Below are 22,285 nucleotides of genomic sequence, written 5' to 3'. Positions count from 1 at the left end.
TCCTTGTTATGATGCCTGCTTTCTTTCCTTTCGTTTTTCAAGCTGAAGACAGATAAAGACCGTTAGCACGATACAAAATAAACTTTTTAAGTATAGAGGCAGCGCCGTAAGGTTGATGATCAGCCCGATCGTAAGAGCAACAACGCCGAAAATCGGTCTTTTTAGCGCAAATTGTGCCAGTACAGCTCCAAAAATAGCTGGCAAAATCAATGGAAATACGCTTTGGATATTCTCAGGTATGATGGAAATAACGACAGATCCGCCGAGAATGATCGGGATAAGAATGATCTTATTTACTAGGGAGGCTGCACCGATTCCAAGTGTGGCTGTGAGCTCTCCTTTTATGGTCCCAGGTTCTGCCCCGACCGCATGCTGGGCTGAAGCTGCCGCAGGCAGACACATATTCCCAATGTTTCCGTTTAGAAAACTGATATACGTGCCGGAAACGCCAAGAATAGGAAAATACATGACCGGTTCCAAAAACCAGACAACCGCGATCACGCCGGCATATGCGGTAAATGCGCTTAATATAACACTCCATCCGGGGTGAAGTCCGAGACCGAAAGAAAGATATAGAGGAAGGATTAATGTCAGGGCGATGACGCTCCATAATGTCAACCTTCCCCAAAAGTGTGCTTTATCATGGTAAGCATCCATGGATAAGGATCCCTTAATGTTTTCTGGCTTGTCATTGATTACGGTCGTTTGTTTTGCATGATCACCGTTCATTGGATGTCCTCCTCGATTTTAGATAACGAAATAGCCGACACATAAGCTGACCAGTATGGCGAGGCCGAGAGACCACTCACGCAGCCATAGGATCTGATGCTTATCAGCCATTTTACTAGCGATAACCATTGTCGCGCTTGCAGTAAGAGCGACAACGACGAATGCAAGCCCCTTTATCATTTCCGCACTTGCCAGATTTCCGAATGCAGCAACCATTGCAGCCGTTGCAACCATGCTCATCATTTGCTTGCTTTTGGGCCCTTTGCTTGTCAGTTTCTTTTCTATTCTACCAAGGGATTTGGTAGCCAAAGCAGTAAATAACAGCCACCCCATTCCACCGAGACATAATGTCCAGACAATCGCAGTGAATACAGTTTGACTGAAATTTTCCCCGCCAAGACTGGAGCCAGCTGCTTCAGCTCCAAAGCTTGCACCGACAGATTCTATCGGTGCGGATCCGATCACACCAATCCGCATCAAGGTGAGCGGATCCCCGAGAAAGGCAATGAGTGAAATGGCGACAATGACAATCGCAAAGGACGGGCCAATGGCTGCGATCGCACCCGTTTTTAATGCACTGTTCACCTCGGTTTTGGTCATTCCGGCATCCCCGCTTGCTTTTACCGAAAGCTGAATGAATTTAATGCTTTGAAAAATAACAATGCCGATGACGAGTGAAGCAAATATCCATAAAATATTGCCGTTCGCAAGTTCCATTGCTTGTTGCATACGTTCGCCCCTTTTCTTCATTGGAATGACTTTTCAAATAATTAGATGTATTATACACTTGAAAGAAAGCGCTTAACAATGGATGTTCCTATGTATTTTTTGTCTTATATATAGATGTTTCTACATTGGGAGGGAAAGCATGGAGTTACGAGACTACCTTGCCGATTATTTGGAAAAGACGTTCGGTGAAATCACCTATCAGATTTGGAGGTGTGATTCGAATAGTGGGTCAGAGGAATTGCTAGAAGGCCAAGGAAAAAGGAAGCACCCCCCTGAATGGATGTGGGAGGTGCCAGGTTATTACACAGCCGCACGCGCAAATGATTTGGAGCTTCATTTTTACTATCCGGAAAAGAGCAGTATTGTCCTGCGTATGTTTCATTTGAAGGGTTCGGTGGATGATTCAGTTATGAAGCATCTGTATTATAGTTTGCATGCGCTCGTCCTTGAATCCAGAGTGGAAATGAAAAAGCAGGAACAGAACATTCTCATTGAAAGCATGCATTCCATCACCTCAAGTCTTGAGTTGAATGCTGTGTTAAAAACCATCATCCGCCACGCGCTCAAAGTCATTCCATCCGCAGATGCGGGTTATTTAATGCTTTACAATCCAGTGAAACAAAAACTTATCCCAAAAGCCCCGGTAGGATTCAACGATAACATCTACAACTTCGAGACAAAAGTTGGTGAATCAATTACCGGGAAGGTGTTTGAAGATGGAAAAGGGAGAATTTATAATTCCTACGATGCTATTGTTGCCGGGATGCGGGCAAATCATGTATTACCTGAAAATTTCTCCCGTATACATGAGGCCTCCGATGGAGTGGAAGGGGCGATCTGTGTGCCGGTATCTATCGATGAAAAGCGCATTGGTGTGATGATTATACATCAACGGGAGATGAAGAAAAAGTTGGACGAAGAGGATGTCAAGTTGCTTGAGGCCTTCGCTACACAGGCGGCCATTGCTATTGAAAATGCACAATATCATACGGAAACCAAACATCGGCTGAAACAAATTACGAGTCTGAGCAGGCAATTGGAGGAGAAAAATATCCAGCTTCAGAAAAGACAAGAAGTACATCATACACTCACGATGCTTTCCCTAAAAAATAGGGGGATCACCTTGCTGATTGATGGCATGAAAACCATAATGGAAAGGGAAATTCTATTCTTCAATGGCTTGGAGAATTCCTTCTATACAACGAGTGAAAACAGCGGCACCACTTTCAGCATATTTGAAGTAACTTCTTTATTTTCAAAACGTCGCGGGGATTTTTATGTGGATGTCCTTATGGAGGAAACCGAAAGCTACTTCGTTTATCCGATCTATAATGGAACGGTATTTCTCGGCTGTCTGTTCATCCCGCTGGAAGAGCCGATTTCGGAATTTGACAGAATTACGATTGAACAGGGCAGTACCGTATTGGCACTGGAAATGGTCAACCGGCAGACGGCTACTAAAATTTATCATCGCAGGATCTATGAGCAGTTTCAGGAATTACTGGCTTCTGATGATAGGAATGTCTTGTTAAAACGCGGCCGAGAGTTGCATCTGGATACGGCGGGGTTCTGGATCATCGTTGTCCTGGAAATTCCCCAGTCGATGGTGGACCTTCAATATCTGGATATCCAAGTTCACCGGCTGGCCACTCGAATCAGCAAAGCACTGGGGGACAGGGATCAGTTGGTGTATGGATTTTATAATAAAATAAACATGCTTCTGTCTCTATCCCATGTAGAAGAGGTTCAAGCAATTAAGGAAAAGCTTGTGGGCATCTCCAGCGAAGAGGAGAGCAGGGACGGCGTCTTGTTCCGTGGCGGGTTGAGCAGTGTCTATAAGGGACTGGGATCGATCGGCAAGTGTGATGAAGAGGCGAATCGGACAATTTCCTATTTGGCGAGCCGTAACAGTCTGGATGTGATCCGTTATGAAGAAATTGGTCTGAACCGGCTGTTTCTTCATCAGCCGGCAGAGGACATTGAACAGTTTATTCAAGAAACCCTCGCTCCAATCACGACAGGAAACAGCCGGCATCCGGAACTAGAAAAAACTCTATTCACCTATATGGAGACAAACAGATCACCGGGAAAAACAGCGAAGCGGCTCCATATTCATATCAATACCTTTTATCAGCGCATGCATTTAATTGAAAAACTACTGGATATAGACTTAAATGACAGTGAAGATGCCTTGAGGATCCAAATTGCCTGCCATTTAAAAAGCTCCCGAATCGCACTCGGGGAAAGATAGAATTTAGGACTGGGGGCTCTTTATCATTTTCTTTGTAAAGCGCCCTTTTCTGCCATCGCAAGAGCGAAGCCTCCATTCATTCCTTTGCCAATAATCAAGGTTAGAGAACGAAAAATGAGGGTATAGAACCCTAATGAAGAAAAAGGAGGATACCAATGTTATCCAAAAAAATTGCCGACGCACTGAACGATCAAATGAATCACGAGTTTCAAGCCGCTCATGAATACATGGCCATGGCCGCTTATTGCAATGATAAAAGCTACAACGGCTTCGCCAATTTCTACGTTCAGCAGGCCAAAGAAGAACGGTATCATGGCATGAAGATCTACAATTTTTTAAATGACCGTGGCCATAAAGCGGTTTTTGGCGCGATCACTCAGCCTTACAGTGACTATGAGAGTCTGCTGGCGACTTTTAAAGCTGGACTTGAGCAGGAAAAGCAGGTAACAAAAAACTTCTACGCGCTCTCAGACCTAGCTTGGGAAGAAAGAGAACACCAGACCCTCTCCTTTCTGAATTGGTTCCTGGATGAACAAGTGGAGGAAGAAGCGATGTTTGATACGCACATTGAGTATCTGGAACGTATTAAGGATGATGCCAATGCCTTGTACGTCTATGAACTAGAACTTGCGAAACGAGATTTTCAGGAGGAAGAAGGCGTCTGAGTTGAAACGCTTAACGGTCTCTATGTATCGAACTTAAATGGCGGGCAACGTCTTTAAACAGTTTTCGTGCTCGCACGAAAGGGGCACCTTTAGCTAGGTGTCTCTTTTCGTTCGACCTTAAAGGCGGGGGCTCGCCATCTCTTCCCTGGCTTCATTGGGGCAACGCGCCTCCTCAAAGACAGGATAAGTCAAACAACAAGGCGAATTGAGTCCATCGGCTTTCAAAAGACATTCGTTAATTTACCTTTTCCAGAGGAGAGGCAATGCGCAAACCCTTTCGTATTGAGCTTCTCTAGGCAGAGCTCATCAAGAAAAGAGCATCTCCCCATATGCGGAAGATGCTCTTAACCTCTTACCCTATGCCTAGTACCTCCGGCGACTCTTACGTTCAAAAGAGATCGCTCTTTTGTCCCGAAATTTCGGTGCTTTGCCCCAAGGGTCCGGCGCGTTGCCTCAAAGTTCCCTCTCTTGCCCCGACGTTCGATTCAGCAAATTGAGTAATAATTTCCGTCGTTTAATGCTAGGCTTTACGCCAATTTGCGTGTAGTTCCACGCCCGCAGCTTCTAAGGTGGTATATACCGGACACCGCTGATCTGTTTTCTCTTGCAGTTCTTGAATGCGCTCCTCGGTTTCACTTGTTTGAACGTTGGCTTCGATGCTTACTTTTTGAAAGTAAGGACGAACATCAGGATCGCCCATTAACCCTCTTGGATCAAGCTCACCTTTGATATCAAAGGAAATGCCTTGGAGGTCAAAATGGATGTCTTTTGCGACAAGGTTGGCGATGACATTTTCACATCCTGCCAGGGAACCAAGGAGCGTAGACAAGGGATCTGTTGCACTGTCTTTCCCACCCATGTTTTCCGGCTCATCAATGGCGATTTTGTGTTGCCCCGCTTCTATATCCGTTCTCATGCCTTCTGAGGTACTGTTGACTTGAAATGTCATTTTGTCTGCCATTATTTATTCTCCTTCATTAAAATGTAGGTTGGCTTCTCTTGTGATTCAGCCACGAGAGAAGCCCCTTTCTCACTATCCTTATACCACTTCTGTTTGGTTTTTAAACCCTTTTCTCTTCTGAATGCCTACACGGCCAAGGAGGGCTTATTTTCTGTGTACGTTTTAAAAGCAGGCTCAGGATAAAGTGGCATGCTCCACTCCCTCTCTGGCTCTTGACACCGCTACCAGTTCATCGCACAATAGGACTATCTTGTTCGTTATAGCCATCTTGCATTACAAGGCCAAGACGGGTTCTTATGGAAGTTTATCGCCGTGGCGATACCTTCTTTCTGTAGGGTGGTCGAACAGGGGTGGCGCGAGTGGGTTCACGGCCGGTGATGGACGCTCGCTGCCTATGATGTTGAAAGGCTGCCGTCTTCGAGACGGCAGTCCTTAACAACTGCGCAACTCTCCTCCCTGACAAGAACGAAAAAAACTATATCATCGTGTGCGTCTACACGTCGCCTTGGCAAGGTGCCCCACTTCCTCGTGGAAGGGCTCTTGCCCCCAGGGGTGAGCATCCGTTGCTCACCCTTTTGTCTCGGCCTCATTTCGCAAAGTACACTATGCGTTCTCGTACGTCCGAGCACATTGCATTTATCCTTTGCTCCTTAGCGCAATTAAATCCTAATGAACCCAAACCCATGGTTTAATCAAACGTTTAATTAAAGCCGCTTGATGCAAAAAGTAGCGTTCGTAAACAAGGCGAAATAGAGGGAAAAGTCTTCAACTATAAAGGGAGGCTGAACCCGACAGGTGGCCCACTGATCCCCTTTACACGTTGAGTTAACTAACTCAACTTTCGGAGTTGAAAATACAGTGGATTCCCTGTTGCTCGCTGGTTGGAGAGAGCCCTGGGGATTGTTGCGTCTCCTGGGATGAGCACTTCTCCTGTCGGAATGAGGCTCCCTCCTGTCCGATTGAACGCTTCTCCTGTCGGATTGAAGCTCCCTCCTGTCCGGATGAGCGCTTCTCCTGTCGGATTGAAGCTCCCTCCTGTCCGGATGAGCGCTTCTCCTGTCGGATTGAAGCTCCCTCCTGTCCGAATGAGCGCTCCTCTTGTCGGATTGAAGCTCCCTCCTGTCCGAATGAGCGCTCCTCTTGTCGGATTGAAGCTCGATCCTGTCCGAATGAGCGCTTCTCCTGTCGGAATGAGGCTCCCTCCTGTCCGAATGAGCGCTTCTCCTGTCGGATTGAAGCTCCCTCCTATCCGAATGAGCGCTCCTCTTGTCGGATTGAAGCTCCTTCCTGTCCGAATGAGCGCTCCTCTTGTCGGATTGAAGCTCGATCCTATTGAGAATAGCTGCACCTAATTCCCTTATACCAGTGGGTGAGGTGCACTTTTCGTGTCCGAAAGTTGAATAACTAACAAAAAAGCTCGCCGACAGTCTTCTACTTGAAGGTGTCGGCAAGCGAAGCATCATAGGCTCTCCTGCTTTGCCTTCTTCGGCTGAGGGTCCGCTTCCATTAAGAGCTCGACAAGGTGGATCCCTCGCTGCCCCGTTCCCTCCCGCTCTGCTCCTAGTTTCATTTGCAGAAGACAGCCAGGGTTTGTCGTAACAATTGCGGATGACTCCGTTTCTTTGACATCGCTCATTTTCCGATCAAGGATCTTCATCGATTCGTCGTATTGGACAATGTTGTAGATGCCAGCCGAGCCGCAGCAGAAATGAGGATCCTGCATTTCTTGTAGGCGCAGGCCGGGGATTTGTTTCATTAACGCCTTTGGTTCATCCACCACCCGCTGCACATTGCTCATATGGCAGGAAGGCTGATACGTCACCGTTTGCTGGAGGGATGTTGTGTAGTCCAGCCCGTCAAGCTCCACGAGTACCTGCGTAATGTCTCTAACCTTCTCTACAAATTGGAGAGCGCGGCGATGCCAGTCCGACCCTTCCTCAAATAGTTTGTCGTATTGAACCATCTGCGCGCCGCAGCCTCCTGCATTGTTCACGATGTAGACAACCTCTTCGTTCTCAAGCATTTCAATGTTTTGCTTCGCGCGCACGATGGCCTGCTCGTGCCTTCCCGCATGGGCGTGCAACGCGCCACAGCATGTTTGTGATTCTGGCACAACGACCGTGGCCCCCGCTCTTGTGAGCAACTCCATCGACTGCTCATTAATCGTGAAAAATAGGCTGTCCATGATGCAGCCAGTGAAAAAGGCTACCTTCATTTTCTCTTCTTGCTGCGCCTGCATAAAGCTGACTCTTGCTTTCCGCTCTTTTGGCGTCGGCATCGGCGGCAGGACGCGCTCGAATTGCCCGAGGTGAAGAGGGGCGATCGAAGTAAGTTTGAGTTTCTGCGCCATCTTTTGCAAGCCGGTCGCTTGATAAAGCCATGTGGCGTTTCCAAGCGCATTCATGCCTTTGGTGGAAGGTATAAGCGTGTCGAATAAAAGTTTCTCCGTTTTTTTCTGAACGCCAGACTTTGATTTGCTCGATTCTATGGCATGTTTCGCCCCTTCGAGTAGACTTCCGTATTGAACATTGGTTGGGCAGACGGTGGTACAAGCCATACAACCCAGGCACTTATTGATAGAGTCTTCCATGTCGTCCAGTGTAATTTTTTCCTCTGCGGCCAGCTTCATTAGCTGAATGCGTCCCCTCGGGGAATGCTTCTCGGAGGCCATCGTTTCGTACGTCGGACAGGCAGGCAGACAATACCCACATTGAACGCAGTCAAACGTCTTCTCGTAATTCATCAACTCTTTTAAACTAATCTGCTCAGTCATGGGTCAGAACCAGCCTTTGCCCTTCCTCGGCGAATACTTTTCCCGGGTTCATAATGCCGTTCGGATCCCAGGCTTGCTTGATTCGTTTCATCATATCCACTCCTGTTAGACCGATTTCATCCTCCAGAAAAGGTGATTTCATCGTGCCAATGCCGTGTTCGCCTGAAAGCGTTCCTCCAAGGTCAATTGCCGCCTGAAAAATCTCCGCAACCGCAAGCTCAACTCGCTGCATCTCCTCTTTATCACGCTTGTCACATAAAATGTTAGGATGTAGATTCCCGTCCCCCGCATGACCAAATACGACGAGCTCAATGCCGTAGTTTTCACGGATGGCCGCAAGCTTTTCCATCATCTCTGGAATCTTGCTTCGTGGAACAGTCGCATCCTCACTCACTTTGGTCGGCTTAATTTTCGCGATGGCCGGAGAGACAAGCTTCCTCGCCTTCCAAATTTCAGCGGCTTCCGCTGCACTCTGGGGCATGATCACCATTTTTGCCCCTAGCTCCATCATCACCCGTTCCACTTTCTCTGCCTCTTCTTGAATCGCAGCGGGGTGTCCGTCGAGCTCAATAATCAAGATGGCTTCCGCGTCTATCGGCAGGCCCGACGGTTGATAGTTCTCAACTGCCCGCGCACAGGCTTTGTCAATGAACTCCATTTTCGACGGAAGAATCTCGGAGACAAGCGTCTTCGATATCGCTTCTCCGGCGGCTCTCATGCTGTCAAAAGCGGCCATCATCGTTTGGAGAGCTGGAGGAGCGGGGACCAGTTTCAGCGTCGCCTCTGTAATCACGCCTAGAATTCCCTCTGAACCGACAATCAGCTTCGTTAAGTCAATGCCCGTAACGTTCTTAATCGTCTTTCCTCCCGTCCGCATCACTTCCCCTTCAGGTGTGACCACCTCAAGACCAAGCACGTAGTCCTTCGTCACGCCGTACTTCAACCCTCTGGGGCCGCCGGAATTCTCAGCAAGATTGCCTCCAATGGTGGAGACGTGGGCACTGCTTGGATCTGGCGGATACATCAATCCATGCTGGGCGGCGGCCTCATGAATGGTGGACGTCAACGTTCCTGGAGAGACGCGAGCGATTAAGTCATCAGGAAAGATCTCCACGCTGGAAGGCCATTGGCTCGTATCGAGAACGATGCCGCCATGGACAGGAAGGGGACCGCCGCTTAAGCAAGTCCCCTGCCCCCTTGGTGTGACAGGCACTTTATAGGCATTCGCTACCTTCATCACCTGGCACACATCTTCTGTGCTCGAGACATGAACCACTGCTTCGGGCACATATTCGCCAAACGATCCGTCAAAACTATAGCTGTGCACATCGGCGACGCTCGTCTGAACTTTCGCTTCCCCTAAGATCATCGTTAATTCTTGCACCCAATCCTTTTCCATCGTCATCTCCCTCTACTTTACTAAAAGTCTTCGAGGGTTGTGTACCACCATTTGTTGAACCTCTGCCTCTGTCATGCCTTCGTTCAAAAGTTTTTCAATAAATGATTGCAGGGCCTCTACTACCGGCATGTGATGCGCTTGGCCATAGTCTGTGACCAATGCACAATGCTCGGCACCCAACCCTCGTATTGAGTTTGCCATGTCTGTGATGGTCAGATCATTGAAATCATCACTACAGGCCAGATAGCATTTCTCAATCAGGCACCCGCGTGATGCGAGATGTCTCTGCTCTTCCAATGTTAAAGGAGCAATTCCTAAGTCGGCGTGTTGGATGAGAATGCGTTCGACGCCGAGCTTTTTCGCCTCTTCCACTAAAACGAGCACTTCCTTCGCTTCCAAATGACCCGTGGCGAGCACAGCGTCGTGTTTGGCAATGAGCTCAAGCACTCGTTTCACTTCATCTTTGACTCGCCCATTTTCTACAACCGTTAAGCCTTCATACGTGTCGTCCAACGCTTCTTCGCTATTGAAGATATTCGGCTTGGAATGAGCGGCAAAATAACGCTGGTGCTGCTTGGCAGAAAGCGTAGGCATCCAAATGATGGAGGCGCCCATCCTTAGCGCCATATCAACAGACACGGCCGTTACCCCGCCCGTAAATAAGTTGCACACTAAGCCGCCGTGGACCTGGAGGTGCGGGTATTGTTCTCGAAGCAGCGTCGCACGGTCGTAAGAGGCCCCTTCATGTGCTTTAATGACGATCCCACCCATTTGTGAGTGGGACACATCTTTGAGCAATTCCCCGTCCGTTTGTCTGCGCGGGAAAATACTTGGCGCCGAGTGAGCATGAAGTTCAATTGCATCTTTTAAAAGAGGGTTCCACTGTTTGCTCACCGGACGGACACCTTCCGTGGAGCATTTTGGTTTTGGCTAAACGCTTCTTCATAAAAGGCACAAAGCTGCTTCGAGAGCTCGACAAATTCTGGATGATCGCTATACATAAAGTCGTTGTGCTTTCCTTCAATCGTATAGAAGGTCTTTGGCGATGCCGCTGCTTCATAGACGGAAAGGCCCTCCTCATACGGATGAAGCAGATTGTCAACCCCATGACCAATAAAGATTGGTGTTGGCGAAATGTGGTTGACAACCTTCTCGACATTCAGATTGATGATCGACTCTGTGAACTGAACGCGCGTCTGGTGGCCAAACCCATAGACAGAAGCCAGTTCTTTTTCAACATAGCTACTCGTTGCAGGATCAAGAGGATAATGGAGAAATGTGTCTGCAAGACGAGATCCCCCCTCCACCACCCGTTGGATCCGATCGGCTTTGACGTCCTCAAGAATCTGCATCCATTCCTGATAGCTATGGATGGACTTCAACCAGCGCTCTCCATTGTAAAAGCCATTCAGCGCAGCTACAGCCGATACATTCTCGTTTCGTTCTGTCGCAAGGAGCACATTGGCAGCTCCCATTCCCCAGCCGAGCAAGCCGATTTTCTTATGGTCCACTTCTTCTTGTAGTTGAAGGAACGTCACAGCATTGTGAATGTCTTCCACCTGCTGCTCAATCAAGACTTTTCCTTTTTCACCTTCACTGTCTGCAAAACCACGATAATCAAACCCAAGGCAGACGTACCCCGCCTCTGTAAGCTTCTTGGCAAACATCTTTGGATAGAATTCATTAAATCCTTGGTAGCCTGAATTCGGAATGATGGCCGGTTTTGGCCTTTCCGCTGATGCATCGTCCGGAAGGTAAAGCGTCCCCTGCAACAAACAGCCTTCACTATAAAAAGATCGTTTCTTTTCGATCATAATCTTCCATCTCCTTTGGGTTATAGGGTGTTTCGATTCTCAAGCTTGCGTTTGGCATTCATTAAATGATTCTTCATGGCAGTAAAGGCATCATCCGGCCGCTTGTTTTCAATGAAATGCATGATGGACTCATGCTCACTGTGAACTTGTGTACGCTTTTCTTCCCAGCCGATATTCTTTGCGAGCGAGTATTCCACCGCTTTCTCATATAGCGTAGATACGCTCTGCATCGACTGTTCCAACACTGGATTATGGGCTGCTTTAACAATACTCTGATGAAAGGCAACGTCCTCCTTATGACCGACTTCTCCTTGTGTTTGCTGGGCAATGACACCCTGATACGCCTTCATAATGGCGATAAGATCTTCTTCCGAGCGCCGATCAGCTGCATAATAAGCAGCGCCAGATTCGAGAACGATTCGTGTTTCGAGCAAGTGAATCACATCCTGAGGGTCAAGAAATTCGAAATGCATTTCTTCCATTAAATTTGATGCTTGAATGGACTGGATGACACTTCCCCCACCCTGCTTCGATGCAATAAGACCGCTTGCTTCAAGCACACTTAAAGCTTCCCGGATAGGCGTTCTGCTCACCCCAAATAATTCCGTGAAATGACTTTCCGGCGGCAGCCGATCCCCTGGCTTAAGCTTTTCTTCTTTAATCATTTTCTTAATCTGGTCAAATACCTGCATGGAAACTTTTTTTCTCTCTATTTTCAACGAACCGACTCCTTTACGTAATTTAGGATGCTTGTCTGCGCGCTTTCACTTCCTTGCCTTTGACAAGCCAGCCGCTTTTTGCAGCGATGAACAACAGTAACGCGCCAGCCCCTAACAAGACCGTGATATATACAGAACCAAAACCTGTCATAATCAACATTGGACTGAACGTAATAATGACAACTTCAACGGGCACCATCCCCATATACCCGAGGGAATAATCATCCAGCGTCGTGCTTTTGGATTTGGGATCCACAATACGCAGCAGGGCAATTCCCATGGCCACAGTCCCTGTGCTCCACCCCCAGCCAAACACCCCATTTTCAAACCAGTTGTCGTGAAAGACACGAGGGGCGATAAAATGAAAAATCGCATAGGCCCAGAGAATTCCAAATACAAACAACGCAATGAGGGGTACGATGTAACTGGCGACCACCGCCATATTGATCGAGGCAATACCAAACACAACCGTTAAGTCCGTGGCCGTGCCACTAATATTGTCGATGGTTCTACGGTCGATATAGTCATTCGCCTTCATGAGCTTCAGTACTTTCTGCAAAAGCAAGCCGATAATAAAGGCCAAGCTCAAGAGCGGAACGCTAATTTGCGGAAACCATCCCTGCATGGTGCTTTGGATAAAGTAACTGACGAGAACAACAACCCCAATCACCGCCAAGTGAAAGATCAGTGGATCAATGGTGCTCGTGGAAACGGTCACTTCTCCATTAGCCTCGCGCTCTTCTTTCTGAATCAGTCCCGATCGCATGGATGGAGGAAGGTCTTCAAAGTCCGAAATAAAGCTCGTCTGGTTCTTTCTCGCTGACTTCTTAATAATGATAAGACCGCCAATGATCGCTGTGAGCAGCCCCACAGTCGCTGAAGTATAGCCTAAGTCAACATACTCAGCCCAGCCGTAATGCGCCATGGATTCCGCAAGTGCCGCGACCGTCCCGTGTCCTCCAAGGAAACCGGCGCCCATCACGAGCCCAAAACCAGGATTTAGCTCCCAAACGATCCCTAACAACCAGAAGGCAATCATCACGCCTCCGCCCCACATCAGCACGGTTAGTAACATGGAGTAAAGCCACATATTCCGTACACGGCTGAACGTCTTCTTCCAGTCCACTTGCGCTGCACCTATGGGAATCGCTCCAAAGATAACAGCAATTAAAATGGTTGGATAGGAGGAAATCGCTTCTGAAAAAGGAAGCACCGCCAGCCCATTAGGCCCAAGAAACAAGCCCGCAAATCCGGCGATCATGCTAGCAGGAATAAAAAATCGTTGAACAATTTTAAACTTCGCCCTGAGCAAGACGCCCATTAAAAGCAAAATGGAAACAAGACCTAGATCAATGGTTAAATCAATAATTGAAACCAAACTTCTCACCTTCCTTTCACAACTGTAAGCGTTGCCATAAATGTTGTATGACAAGTATACAATAATACAAGATGAAGTCAATCATTTTTTAAAGATTTATTTAAGAGGTCTAGAAAATAATAAGAATTGCCTATCTTGCGTTAAGATAGGAAGAAAAGGAGGCAATGTATGAGGGACAGCAAGATGACACGTGTTCCATTGCTTTGCTTGGTCTTTACTAGGCAAGCAAGTCCCTCTCCCTGAGCACGATCCTTTGTTTGCGGAGAACCGCCCGCTGTCACGTATTGGAAATCAGCCAAAAGCATCTATGCGATAGCTTTTGGCTATGATAGAATAAAAAGAAGTTGCTTTTTTGCGTAAAAGTGACCGATTCCCTGGTACCCAGAACGTCCCTTCTATGTAGTGGAACAGATGTTGCAGGTCTGTGCGGGGAAAGACTGCTTCTGCCCTTGCCTCTTCCATATTTTCAAAGGAATTACCATTGTAAAACCGAGCGCATTGTGGCACAGTTGTTACCATACTAAAGCAAAGGCAGTGAAACTACGTTTCTCATACAAAACAGAAGAGTCGCGTTTTTAATAGAAGTCTTTCTCGATATCAGAGTGAGACAAGCACGTTCAGAGCAAAACGAAGGTACACAAAGAGCGGATGCTTCATCGAAAATGAGGATTCCAACCACCCCCTCCGAAGTAGCTTCTCACATGATCAAAAGGAGGCGATCAGAACATGAGGACATGGTATTGGGATCAAGATAGTCCTTTGGGTTTCCAACACGTCTACGGCCGGACCCATTCGACGATTACTCACCTTACCTATGATTCTAGAAAAATCAACCAGGGTGGGTGCTTTATTTGCATTCCTGGAAGCAACAACGATGGCCATCGTTTCATTGGTAATGCGATTCACAGAGGGGCGACAACCATCGTCGGCAGTAATGATAGAGCCCTTCAGTATTGGCATAGCCTTTACCCTTTATTAACCTTTGTGCTCGTGAGGGACAGCAAAACGGCGCTGGCAGAATATGCCTCTCATCTACACGATCATACACATAAAAAGATGAACTTATTTGGCGTCACTGGCACAAATGGTAAAACGACGATCACTGCTTATTTGCGCTCTTTATTAAACCAGTTAGGCGAACAGACGGGTGTCATTGGCACAGCTGGTGTTTGGAGCGGAAAGCAGCAGTACTCCTTTAAATCAACGACGCCAACGACACCGGAATCTTCCGATCTACAAAATATTTTTGCTTCTTTTTATGAAGAAGGGACCGAGACCGTTGCGATGGAAGCAACCTCTATCGCCATCGAACAACAGCGTTTGCACGGACTCGAATTCAAAGTCGGCATTCATACAAACCTCTCTTCAGAGCATTTGGAATTCCATAAGACCATGGAAAACTACAAAAAGGCGAAATTAAAATTATTCCAGCAATCTAACATAGCTGTCGTGAACGTGGACGACCCTGGCATGGCGTCCGATATTTTAGACATGTTTCAAGGAAGGGTTTGGACATACGGCATCGATCACCAAGCCGATGTTATGGCTAGTCAGATTCAGACGGATGAAAAAGGGACGAGTTTCCTGCTTATGGTTCAGGGTGATTCTTACCTTGTCCACGCCCCAATTTTCGGCACATTTAACATTTCTAATGCTCTCGCAGCAGTCGCTACCTGTTTATCCGTAGGGTACCCTGTTTCCGATATTCTCCAGGCTATTCCAGACTTGAGAGGAGCGGACGGCCGTTTTCAGATTGTGTCGAACTACCCAGGGAAACAAATCATATTGGATTACGCCCACACGCCTGATGCGCTCGAGCTCGTATTAGAGGCCGTGCACAAGCTTCCGCACCAACGCTTAATTTTAATGATCACAGGCATTGGCCTTCGAGACCCAGCGAAACGCCCGCGGATGGCTGAAATCGCTGAAGGAAAAGCCGACTATATTGTCGTTTCTGTGGATCACCCAGGCCCGTATGACCGGCAAGGCATTGTTGACGATGTGGTGGCCGGCTTCCGTGACCCGACAAACACCACCATCTACAAAGAAACACACCGTGAAGATGGCATTCATAAAGCCCTCTCCCTTGCTAGGGAAGGAGATCTCATTCTAATTACCGGGCTTGGCTTTGGCGGTTACCAAGTGATTAACGATCAACACATTCCTTATAATGAACTGGAAGTGATTGATTCGTATTTCCAGAAACTAAAGCAGTTGCCTTTAACACATTAAGGGATTTGAGGAAAACTCGAATCTCTTTTTTTGTGTTAGGCACAACTTAGAACCAACATCCATGAAAGACATGCCAGGGAAACAGCTTCTCAAGAAAGGAGAAGCCCCGCCTCCCCATAATCTGGTCTACTTGAATCCTTGAAAATCGAAACTGTGATAGAGCGCCCAATTTAAAACGATGACAGGTAAAGCCAAGAACAGCCGAGTAACTGTCCCCTTAAAGCCAAATCAGTCCCGCTGAACCACATCGATGCCTCCCCCGTGACTTATTCAGGGTAACTAAGAATCTCCTGCGTGTACGCCTTAAAGTCACCTAGGTGTTTGGTGATAATTTGTTCCAAAATTTCAAGGTTCATCGCTTGATCATCATGCACAGCGATATTCCTAAATCCGACCATCGCTTTTAATTGCTTGGCCACCTCTTTATTAATAATAGCTGCAGATGCTAACATGTCGAACGCTTCCCGGCTCGTTTGCGGCAAGCCCAGGCGTTTCTCCGCCACGATGTGCATCGCTAGGTCAATCGAGGCTTCGCATGCTCGCTGGATATTCAAAACGATGCTGTCCTGCTTCGTGAAGTCTTCGAGGGTATCTGGGTTCTCTCCATACACCTCTTGAACGCGATCGATGCACCGTTCAATGGTACTCACCTTATTTAAAATCACATCATTTTTCATAAATAGTCCCTCTTTTGTTTATTTCCTCTAAAATGATCTCTCGTTCTTCATTCAGTTTGGCATACATACTCATCACCTTCATTTGGACCCTCATCCGAACGACATCGTCCTTGGCATACATAACATGACCGTTAGAGAAAATTTGCGACTGAAAAACCGTACTTGCTTCCCTTATATTAACCAGGTCTACCTCCCTGTTGAGTTCTGTGGCAAGCTCTTGTGCCAGCAGAAACGTCTCATACGTGGCCAGGGACTCCCCCTCACAATAAAAGGCAATGTCCACATCGCTGTTTCCATTTTGAGTCCCTTTAGCATATGAACCAAAAAGAAGAAGAAAGGAAGGAAGGATTTAGTCTTGGAATCAATAGGTTTTTGATTTTGATAAGGACATCAGAGTGCATGAGGAACCCCTCCCAGTACTAGTATGGTCATTATATCAGCAATTCGCTCCTGCATCTATTAGCGGTCGTCTTTTCTGGATTGAGGTACAATTAAATGACCACCTCCTCTCGACCAAAATCGCTTTCCTTCGTGCCATTCAACTTTAAAACTCAACTTTCGGAGTTGAAAAATATAGCGGAACCCCTGTTGCTTGTTGGTAGGAGAGAACCCTGGGGATTGGTGCGTCTCCTGTCGGAATGAAGCTCGCTCCTGTCGAGAATAGCTGCACCTAATTCCCTTATACCAGTGGGTGAGGTGCATTTTTCGTGTCCGAAAGTTGAATTTAAAAAATGAAACCCCCTAGATCTAGGAGGTTTTCATTACTAATAGTATCTCTATTGAAGAGAGGCAAGCTGGACTCTCAAATACTCTAGTACTTCCCTAGGTGTACTCTCTTCGTCAAATTGACGATCCAGCATAACCATTCCGTATATGAACTCTAGCTCCAGCAAGAAGGAGGCAATATCTATGTTCTCAAGCCCCTGTTCTCCAAACGTTGCATCAAGTCGGTAGTCACTTGCCTCTCCTCCCTGATGCCTGGCAAGCAACGCTAGAAAATGACTCTCGGTTACCTGGTCAATGTTGTACCCGTGATGCTCCACAGGCTCTGAAACCGGAGCACAAGCCGTCGTCCACCCTAAGGCTATAGAGACAGCACCGACTACAGCGATGATCTTTTTCAAACGAATCCCCCCTAACTGGCTAATGGTTAGCGCCGGATTATTCTATGAATGAAAAAAGATCTGGCTTGAGCGGTTGAACTATATTTGTTGGAAATGAGAAATGTGCCTGCTAGTAAAGAAGTCAAAGGAAAGTTCCTACTGCTTAGCGGCCGTGCTTATTAATTGCATATGAAGTTGACACGTTTGCCTTGAGACCCCCCACTAGATTCTCTGCCTGTCTGGGATACACGTTTTCGAAGACGATAAGGCTCGAATGAAAACGACACCAATTGGCAAGATTAAACGTTTACAATTGGCCATTCGGGGTATTGTACGAGATGAAGTACACTTATTTAGGAGGATGATGGCAATGGAATACCGGCACCTCGGAAGCACAGGCGTCAAAGTAAGTGAAATTAGTCTAGGAAGTTGGCTGACGTATGGTGGCTACGTGGAGAAAGATGCAGCCATGCAGTCGATTCACAAAGCGTATGAGCTTGGCATTAATTTTTTTGATACGGCCAATGTCTACATGCGTGGAGAAGCAGAAAAAGTCGTTGGCGAAGCGCTGCGAGAATACCCACGGGAATCGTATGTTCTCACAACGAAGGTATTTAATCCGATGGGTGAAGGGCCGAATGATCGCGGCCTCTCGCGTAAGCACATTATGGAGCAATGCCACGCCAGTTTACAGCGACTCGGACTGGACTACGTCGACCTCTACTATTGCCACCGATACGATCCAACCACGCCATTAGACGAGACCCTCCGTGCCCTAGATGATCTCGTTCGGCAAGGGAAGGTGCTCTACATTGGGGTCAGTGAGTGGTCTCCCGCACAAATTGCGGAAGCGCTTCATATTGCTGACAAACGTTTACTCGACCGCCTTGTCGTCAATCAGCCGGTCTACAATATGCTGAATCGTTACATTGAAAAAGAAATCATTCCTCAAGGGGAACAACATGGCATCGGACAAGTGGTCTTCTCCCCACTGGCACAAGGCGTCCTGAGCGGGAAATACAAAAAAGGCGCAGACATCCCAGCCAACAGTCGTGCGGCGGAGAATTATAAGGTCATCTCTCGTTTTCTTAACGACGATTCACTCGATCGCGTGGCAGAGCTGCAACAAGTGGCGCAAAAGGAACAACTTTCCTTGTCCCAGCTGGCAATCGCTTGGATTTTGCGGCAAGACAATGTCTCGAGCGCTTTAATCGGCGCCAGTCGGCCAGAACAGGTTGAGGAAAATGTAAAGGCGAGTGGTGTCAAGCTATCGGAGGAGACCCTTAAACAGGTTGAGACCATTTTGGAGACTTAAGTAATTCTACTCTTCGGATCATCACCTGTGCTCGTGAAGCCATCAGCATTAAGACCCTCTCATTTATCGGAGAGGGTCCATTTTGTTTGAAAACACATTTCTCTTTCAACCTCGTTATAATGACCCCGGATTATTCATAGAACGCTCTCAAAAGAGACTTCCCAGTGAAAAATCGACGAAAACGTCATTTTGTTTACTTTCCGAACTCTGTACGATAGTTTACAATGTTAAAGGTTTCTCGGGTCACTTGAGTCTCCCTCACCCCTTCACCGACCCAGCCAATAACCCTCTCACAAAATACTTGCCGAGCACCATATACACGAGCAGCGTCGGCAGGGCGGCGAGCAAGGCACCGGCCATTTGCACATTCCACTGGACGATTTGGCTGCCAGACAGGTTTTGCAGGGCGACCATAACGGGCTGGCTGCCTGAGTTCGTGATGGTGACCGCAAACAAAAATTCGTTCCAGATGTTCGTGAATTGCCAGATTGCGACAACAACGAATCCAGTCATCGAGAGTGGCAGGATGACCCTCCGAAAGATGCCAAGAAAGCTGGCACCGTCGATCTTAGCTGCTTCAATCATCGACTCCGGGATATTGGCGTAGAAGTTTCGGAACATCAGGGTTGTAATGGGCAACCCGTATACAACATGAGCGAGCACGAGACCTGGAATCGTATTGTAAAGCTCGATCGTTCGCAGAAAATTGATAAGCGGTATGAGAATGCTTTGATACGGAATAAACATCCCAAATAACATCAGTGTAAAAAGAATTTCCGACCCTTTGAATTTCCATTTTGATAGTACGTAGCCGTTCATGGCACCGAGAAGCGCGGAAAGCAGTGTGGCCGGAATGACGAGATAAAGGCTGTTCATGAAGTTTGGAGCGAGTGCCTCAAACGCTTGGGCGTAGCTTGAAAAATCGATGGAAGACGGCAGCGTCCACATCGCACTTAACGATACTTCCTCTAATGGTTTTAAGCTCGTGACGATGATGACATACACTGGCGAGAGGAAGAAAACAGCCAGAGCGATTAAAATCATGTATTTCGGCAGCTGTGCGAGTTTTGGCATGTTAATTCTCCCTCCTTCTGCTGTTCCACAAGTACGGCACGATGAAGATGGCAACAAACAGGAGCATGATCATCGCGATCGCCGCACCTTGGGCGTAGAAGTTGCCTCTGAACGTCGTTTCAAACATGTATAAGCCTGGCACATCAGTGACGAAATTGGCGCCTGGTCCGGTCATTGCATAGACGAGGTCAAAGATTTTGAGCGAGATATGCGCCATGATGATGATGACACTGAATGTAATGGGCTTAAGCATCGGGATAACGATTTTTCGATAGATTTGGCTCTCTGAGGCACCATCCACTCTCGCTGCCTCCCGAAGCTCATCTGGAATGCCCCGCAGCCCTGCTAAATACATCGCCAGCGAGAAACCCGTCATCTGCCAGACAGCGGCGATCACAACGGCAAAAATCGCGACTGGAATGCCGAATTCGATTTCGCCCCATTGGAAGCCGGCGAGAATATTCGTATCGGTGTACCATAATGGACGGATGTTAAAAAATGCGAGAAAATCATTGAAGCCTGTGGAAGGGTTCAATAGCCACTGCCAGATGACCCCTGTGACGACAAACGATAAGGCCATAGGAAACAGAAACACGTTGCGAAAAAACGCCTCTCCCCGTAACTTTTGATCGAGTAGAATAGCGATGCCAAGGCCGAGGATGATCACCCCGACGATAAAGAAAACCGTAAAAAACAAGGTGTTGCGCAAGTCCGATTGAAAACGAAAGTCGCCGAACAACCGTATATAATTGGATAAACCGGCAAAGGAAAAATCTGGCGCGAGGGTATTCCAATTGCTAAGGGACACATACCCGGTCCAGCTAATAAAGCCATAGACGAATACACCAATCATGACCAGGGAGGGCACAAGAAAGGCAATGGCTGTCCACTGATCCGTCGAGATGTTCTTTCTCTTCTTAGGCTGTGGGGTTGTGTCTGTATCTACTGCTGTTTGCTGATGGTTTCCTTTCATAGAAATGAACACCTCCTGATAGCCGTTTTTCGGTCGTGCTAAAGTAGCCTAGGTAAAAACGGCCTGACCCGCAGCAGCAAGGACCAGACCGTTTTCCGTTCTTTACATGGGCGTTATTCGCCTCTGGCCGTTTCGAGTGAACTCAGGAATCGTTCGACATCCCGCTGCGTGGCAAAAACGTTGACCGCTTGATTGGCTTGTGTCAAGTAGCCTTCTGACATCGCAGATCCGTGAGCAAGGCTCGGCGTCAAATGATCGCTTTGGAAATCTGAGATCGCGGCCTGGCCGTATTCATCGTACTTGCTTTCATCTGAGTCAATTCGTGCTGGAATGCCTCCCTTGAGTGGGTTAAAGATGTCCTGTGCTTCTGTGGAAGCAAGCACCGCTAAGAATGTTTCGACGTCCTCCACGTTGTCGACTCCTTTTGGAAGCCCGAATGTGTCACTAACTACATTAAAGCTGCCTTCCGTTCCCGGGAATGGGAAGTACCCGTAATCCTCATTCACTTCAAGGCCAAGGTCATTATGGAAGTAGCCATGCGCCCAGTCTCCCATATTAATCATTGCCGCTTCTCCTTCACCGACGAGCTGCGCAGAATCTTGCCAGTTTCGGGAGGCGTGGTCGTCATTAACATACTCCAGCACCTCCGCGAAGGCTTCCGCTGCCGGAGCAACTTGCGGATCCTCAAAGGAGATGTCGCCATTCCATAAGTCCCTGTATCCGTCCGGCCCTAGCTCAGCCAGAAGAATGTTTTCAAAGATGTGCGTTGCTGTCCAAGGTTCCTGGTCGCCAAGGGCAAGCGGTGTGACGCCAGCTGCTTCAAGCTCTTCAGCGAGGTCAAAAAATTCGTCAAGCGTTGTTGGTGGCTCAAGCCCGTTTTCTTCAAAGACACTTTTATTGTAAAACATTACATTGCTGCGATGGACGTTCATTGGCACAGAATAGATATTTCCGTCATGGGAAACCATCTCGATCAATTCTTCCGGAAACTTATCCATTAGCTCTTCTTGTTCATAGAAATCATTTAAGGGTTCCATCATGTCTGCTGCGACCCACGTCTGAATCAATTCTTCCCCGGCATGTACTTGGAACGTTGAAGGCGGGTCATCGCCTTGCATTCTTGTCGCAAGCACGGCTTTTGCATTTGTCCCTGCACCGCCAGCAACCGCCGCATTCGTAACAGAAATATCCGGGTGCTCCTCTTCAAAATAATCGATTAAAGCAAGCAAACCATCCTCTTCCCCTGCACCCGTCCACCAGCTAAAGATTTCTACTTCTCCAGACTCCCCTGACGCTTCCTCATCTCCTGAATTCGAACCGCCCGTTTCTTCATCCCCAGCATTGCACGCCGTCAGCGCAAGCGTGGCAGCAAGCACGGACACCCACATGGTTTGTTTCTTAAGCATCATTACACCCCCATTATTGATAACGCTTTCAATCAGTATACAGTCCTGTGCAGCTTGGTAGAAGAATGAGTCTCTGTACTTTTTTAC

Annotated in this window: 20 protein-coding genes; 4 read left to right on the top strand and 16 right to left on the bottom strand. The window is 47.6% G+C overall.

The features are described 5' to 3' along the window. Positions 1 to 6: 6 nt before the first annotated feature. Together AVZ68_RS09960 and AVZ68_RS09955 are read right to left on the bottom strand one after the other, a co-directional pair. Positions 7 to 729: a hypothetical protein gene (locus tag AVZ68_RS09960; RefSeq protein ID WP_059104396.1), complete on the bottom strand. Its 723-nt coding sequence runs from the start codon at positions 727 to 729 to the stop codon at positions 7 to 9. An 18-nt stretch (positions 730 to 747) separates the two neighbouring features. After that, complete coding sequence (locus tag AVZ68_RS09955; protein WP_059104395.1) at positions 748 to 1,458, bottom strand: DUF5058 family protein; 711 nt, start codon at positions 1,456 to 1,458, stop codon at positions 748 to 750. 139 nt (positions 1,459 to 1,597) lie between these two features. Between AVZ68_RS09955 and AVZ68_RS09950 the strand changes: the two genes are divergently transcribed. Together AVZ68_RS09950 and AVZ68_RS09945 are read left to right on the top strand one after the other, a co-directional pair. Continuing rightward, positions 1,598 to 3,709 carry a helix-turn-helix domain-containing protein gene (locus AVZ68_RS09950; RefSeq protein ID WP_059104394.1) on the top strand — a complete coding sequence of 704 codons (2,112 nt, stop codon included), beginning with the start codon at positions 1,598 to 1,600 and terminating at the stop codon, positions 3,707 to 3,709. Between the two features lie 155 nt (positions 3,710 to 3,864). Next, positions 3,865 to 4,374: a ferritin gene (locus AVZ68_RS09945; RefSeq protein ID WP_059104393.1), complete on the top strand. Its 510-nt coding sequence runs from the start codon at positions 3,865 to 3,867 to the stop codon at positions 4,372 to 4,374. Positions 4,375 to 4,894: 520 nt separating this feature from the next. Here AVZ68_RS09945 and AVZ68_RS09940 read toward each other — a convergent pair. The 8 genes from AVZ68_RS09940 to AVZ68_RS09905 all read right to left on the bottom strand — a co-directional run bounded on the left by AVZ68_RS09940 (position 4,895) and on the right by AVZ68_RS09905 (position 13,418). After that, entirely contained in the window at positions 4,895 to 5,335 is a 441-nt protein-coding gene (locus AVZ68_RS09940; RefSeq protein WP_059104392.1) for an OsmC family protein, read from the bottom strand. A gap of 829 nt (positions 5,336 to 6,164) precedes the next feature. Beyond that, the gene (locus AVZ68_RS09935) at positions 6,165 to 6,683 is read right to left on the bottom strand and encodes a hypothetical protein (protein WP_059104391.1); all 519 of its coding nucleotides are present in this window, start codon (positions 6,681 to 6,683) and stop codon (positions 6,165 to 6,167) included. Positions 6,684 to 6,794: 111 nt separating this feature from the next. Beyond that, positions 6,795 to 8,108, bottom strand: a complete 1,314-nt coding sequence (locus tag AVZ68_RS09930; RefSeq protein ID WP_059104390.1) for a (Fe-S)-binding protein — start codon at positions 8,106 to 8,108, stop codon at positions 6,795 to 6,797. Beyond that, positions 8,101 to 9,507 carry an FAD-binding oxidoreductase gene (locus tag AVZ68_RS09925; RefSeq protein WP_059104389.1) on the bottom strand — a complete coding sequence of 469 codons (1,407 nt, stop codon included), beginning with the start codon at positions 9,505 to 9,507 and terminating at the stop codon, positions 8,101 to 8,103. The genes AVZ68_RS09930 and AVZ68_RS09925 overlap by 8 nt, the downstream gene beginning before the upstream one ends. Positions 9,508 to 9,519: 12 nt before the next feature. Continuing rightward, complete coding sequence (locus AVZ68_RS09920) at positions 9,520 to 10,401, bottom strand: DUF6282 family protein (protein WP_059104388.1); 882 nt, start codon at positions 10,399 to 10,401, stop codon at positions 9,520 to 9,522. Beyond that, on the bottom strand, positions 10,398 to 11,321 hold the full coding sequence (locus AVZ68_RS09915) for an alpha/beta hydrolase (protein ID WP_059104387.1): 924 nt from the start codon (positions 11,319 to 11,321) through the stop codon (positions 10,398 to 10,400). The genes AVZ68_RS09920 and AVZ68_RS09915 overlap by 4 nt, the downstream gene beginning before the upstream one ends. A gap of 20 nt (positions 11,322 to 11,341) precedes the next feature. Further along, entirely contained in the window at positions 11,342 to 12,040 is a 699-nt protein-coding gene (locus tag AVZ68_RS09910) for a FadR/GntR family transcriptional regulator (protein WP_082676468.1), read from the bottom strand. 22 nt (positions 12,041 to 12,062) lie between these two features. Then, positions 12,063 to 13,418, bottom strand: coding sequence for a sodium/glutamate symporter (locus AVZ68_RS09905; protein ID WP_245628106.1), 1,356 nt, complete (start codon positions 13,416 to 13,418; stop codon positions 12,063 to 12,065). A gap of 726 nt (positions 13,419 to 14,144) precedes the next feature. Here AVZ68_RS09905 and AVZ68_RS09900 point away from each other — a divergent pair. Beyond that, on the top strand, positions 14,145 to 15,650 hold the full coding sequence (locus AVZ68_RS09900) for a UDP-N-acetylmuramoyl-L-alanyl-D-glutamate--2,6-diaminopimelate ligase (protein WP_059104386.1): 1,506 nt from the start codon (positions 14,145 to 14,147) through the stop codon (positions 15,648 to 15,650). 266 nt (positions 15,651 to 15,916) lie between these two features. Here AVZ68_RS09900 and hepT read toward each other — a convergent pair whose 3' ends face one another. The 3 genes from hepT to AVZ68_RS09885 all read right to left on the bottom strand — a co-directional run bounded on the left by hepT (position 15,917) and on the right by AVZ68_RS09885 (position 17,451). Further along, a complete protein-coding gene (gene hepT / locus AVZ68_RS09895) occupies positions 15,917 to 16,327 on the bottom strand; it encodes a type VII toxin-antitoxin system HepT family RNase toxin (protein WP_059104385.1) in 411 nt (136 codons plus the stop codon). Then, complete coding sequence (mntA, locus tag AVZ68_RS09890; protein WP_059104384.1) at positions 16,317 to 16,676, bottom strand: type VII toxin-antitoxin system MntA family adenylyltransferase antitoxin; 360 nt, start codon at positions 16,674 to 16,676, stop codon at positions 16,317 to 16,319. Before mntA ends, hepT begins: the two co-directional genes overlap by 11 nt. Positions 16,677 to 17,103: 427 nt before the next feature. Then, positions 17,104 to 17,451 (bottom strand): hypothetical protein, encoded by a 348-nt coding sequence (locus AVZ68_RS09885; protein WP_059104383.1) that lies wholly within the window; start codon positions 17,449 to 17,451, stop codon positions 17,104 to 17,106. Positions 17,452 to 17,800: 349 nt separating this feature from the next. Between AVZ68_RS09885 and AVZ68_RS09880 the strand changes: the two genes are divergently transcribed. Next, entirely contained in the window at positions 17,801 to 18,745 is a 945-nt protein-coding gene (locus AVZ68_RS09880) for an aldo/keto reductase family protein (RefSeq protein ID WP_059104382.1), read from the top strand. Between the two features lie 258 nt (positions 18,746 to 19,003). On the opposite strand, the gene AVZ68_RS09875 is transcribed toward AVZ68_RS09880, so the two are convergent. From AVZ68_RS09875 to AVZ68_RS09865, 3 genes are all read right to left on the bottom strand, one after another. Further along, positions 19,004 to 19,819 (bottom strand): carbohydrate ABC transporter permease, encoded by an 816-nt coding sequence (locus AVZ68_RS09875; protein ID WP_059104381.1) that lies wholly within the window; start codon positions 19,817 to 19,819, stop codon positions 19,004 to 19,006. A gap of 1 nt (position 19,820) precedes the next feature. Beyond that, the gene (locus tag AVZ68_RS09870) at positions 19,821 to 20,792 is read right to left on the bottom strand and encodes a carbohydrate ABC transporter permease (RefSeq protein ID WP_059104380.1); all 972 of its coding nucleotides are present in this window, start codon (positions 20,790 to 20,792) and stop codon (positions 19,821 to 19,823) included. A gap of 113 nt (positions 20,793 to 20,905) precedes the next feature. Further along, on the bottom strand, positions 20,906 to 22,198 hold the full coding sequence (locus tag AVZ68_RS09865) for an ABC transporter substrate-binding protein (protein WP_059104379.1): 1,293 nt from the start codon (positions 22,196 to 22,198) through the stop codon (positions 20,906 to 20,908). Positions 22,199 to 22,285: the final 87 nt, after the last annotated feature.

The sequence above is a fragment of the Shouchella shacheensis genome (genome assembly GCF_001484965.1).
GTDB classification, from domain to species: Bacteria; Bacillota; Bacilli; order Bacillales; family Bacillaceae_D; genus Shouchella; species Shouchella shacheensis.
This window is presented reverse-complemented; position numbering and strand designations above follow the sequence as displayed.

What these genes read in the sequence shown, in the direction of transcription:
- AVZ68_RS09900 (WP_059104386.1), top strand. Translation starts at nt 14,145, where the DNA reads ATGAGGACATGGTATTGGGATCAAGATAGTCCTTTGGGTTTCCAACAC.
- AVZ68_RS09875 (WP_059104381.1), bottom strand. Translation starts at nt 19,819, where the DNA reads ATGCCAAAACTCGCACAGCTGCCGAAATACATGATTTTAATCGCTCTG.
- AVZ68_RS09945 (WP_059104393.1), top strand. Translation starts at nt 3,865, where the DNA reads ATGTTATCCAAAAAAATTGCCGACGCACTGAACGATCAAATGAATCAC.
- AVZ68_RS09940 (WP_059104392.1), bottom strand. Translation starts at nt 5,335, where the DNA reads ATGGCAGACAAAATGACATTTCAAGTCAACAGTACCTCAGAAGGCATG.
- AVZ68_RS09915 (WP_059104387.1), bottom strand. Translation starts at nt 11,321, where the DNA reads ATGATCGAAAAGAAACGATCTTTTTATAGTGAAGGCTGTTTGTTGCAG.
- AVZ68_RS09870 (WP_059104380.1), bottom strand. Translation starts at nt 20,792, where the DNA reads ATGAAAGGAAACCATCAGCAAACAGCAGTAGATACAGACACAACCCCA.
- AVZ68_RS09955 (WP_059104395.1), bottom strand. Translation starts at nt 1,458, where the DNA reads ATGCAACAAGCAATGGAACTTGCGAACGGCAATATTTTATGGATATTT.
- AVZ68_RS09925 (WP_059104389.1), bottom strand. Translation starts at nt 9,507, where the DNA reads ATGGAAAAGGATTGGGTGCAAGAATTAACGATGATCTTAGGGGAAGCG.
- AVZ68_RS09880 (WP_059104382.1), top strand. Translation starts at nt 17,801, where the DNA reads ATGGAATACCGGCACCTCGGAAGCACAGGCGTCAAAGTAAGTGAAATT.
- AVZ68_RS09950 (WP_059104394.1), top strand. Translation starts at nt 1,598, where the DNA reads ATGGAGTTACGAGACTACCTTGCCGATTATTTGGAAAAGACGTTCGGT.
- hepT (WP_059104385.1), bottom strand. Translation starts at nt 16,327, where the DNA reads ATGAAAAATGATGTGATTTTAAATAAGGTGAGTACCATTGAACGGTGC.
- AVZ68_RS09960 (WP_059104396.1), bottom strand. Translation starts at nt 729, where the DNA reads ATGAACGGTGATCATGCAAAACAAACGACCGTAATCAATGACAAGCCA.
- AVZ68_RS09865 (WP_059104379.1), bottom strand. Translation starts at nt 22,198, where the DNA reads ATGCTTAAGAAACAAACCATGTGGGTGTCCGTGCTTGCTGCCACGCTT.
- AVZ68_RS09930 (WP_059104390.1), bottom strand. Translation starts at nt 8,108, where the DNA reads ATGACTGAGCAGATTAGTTTAAAAGAGTTGATGAATTACGAGAAGACG.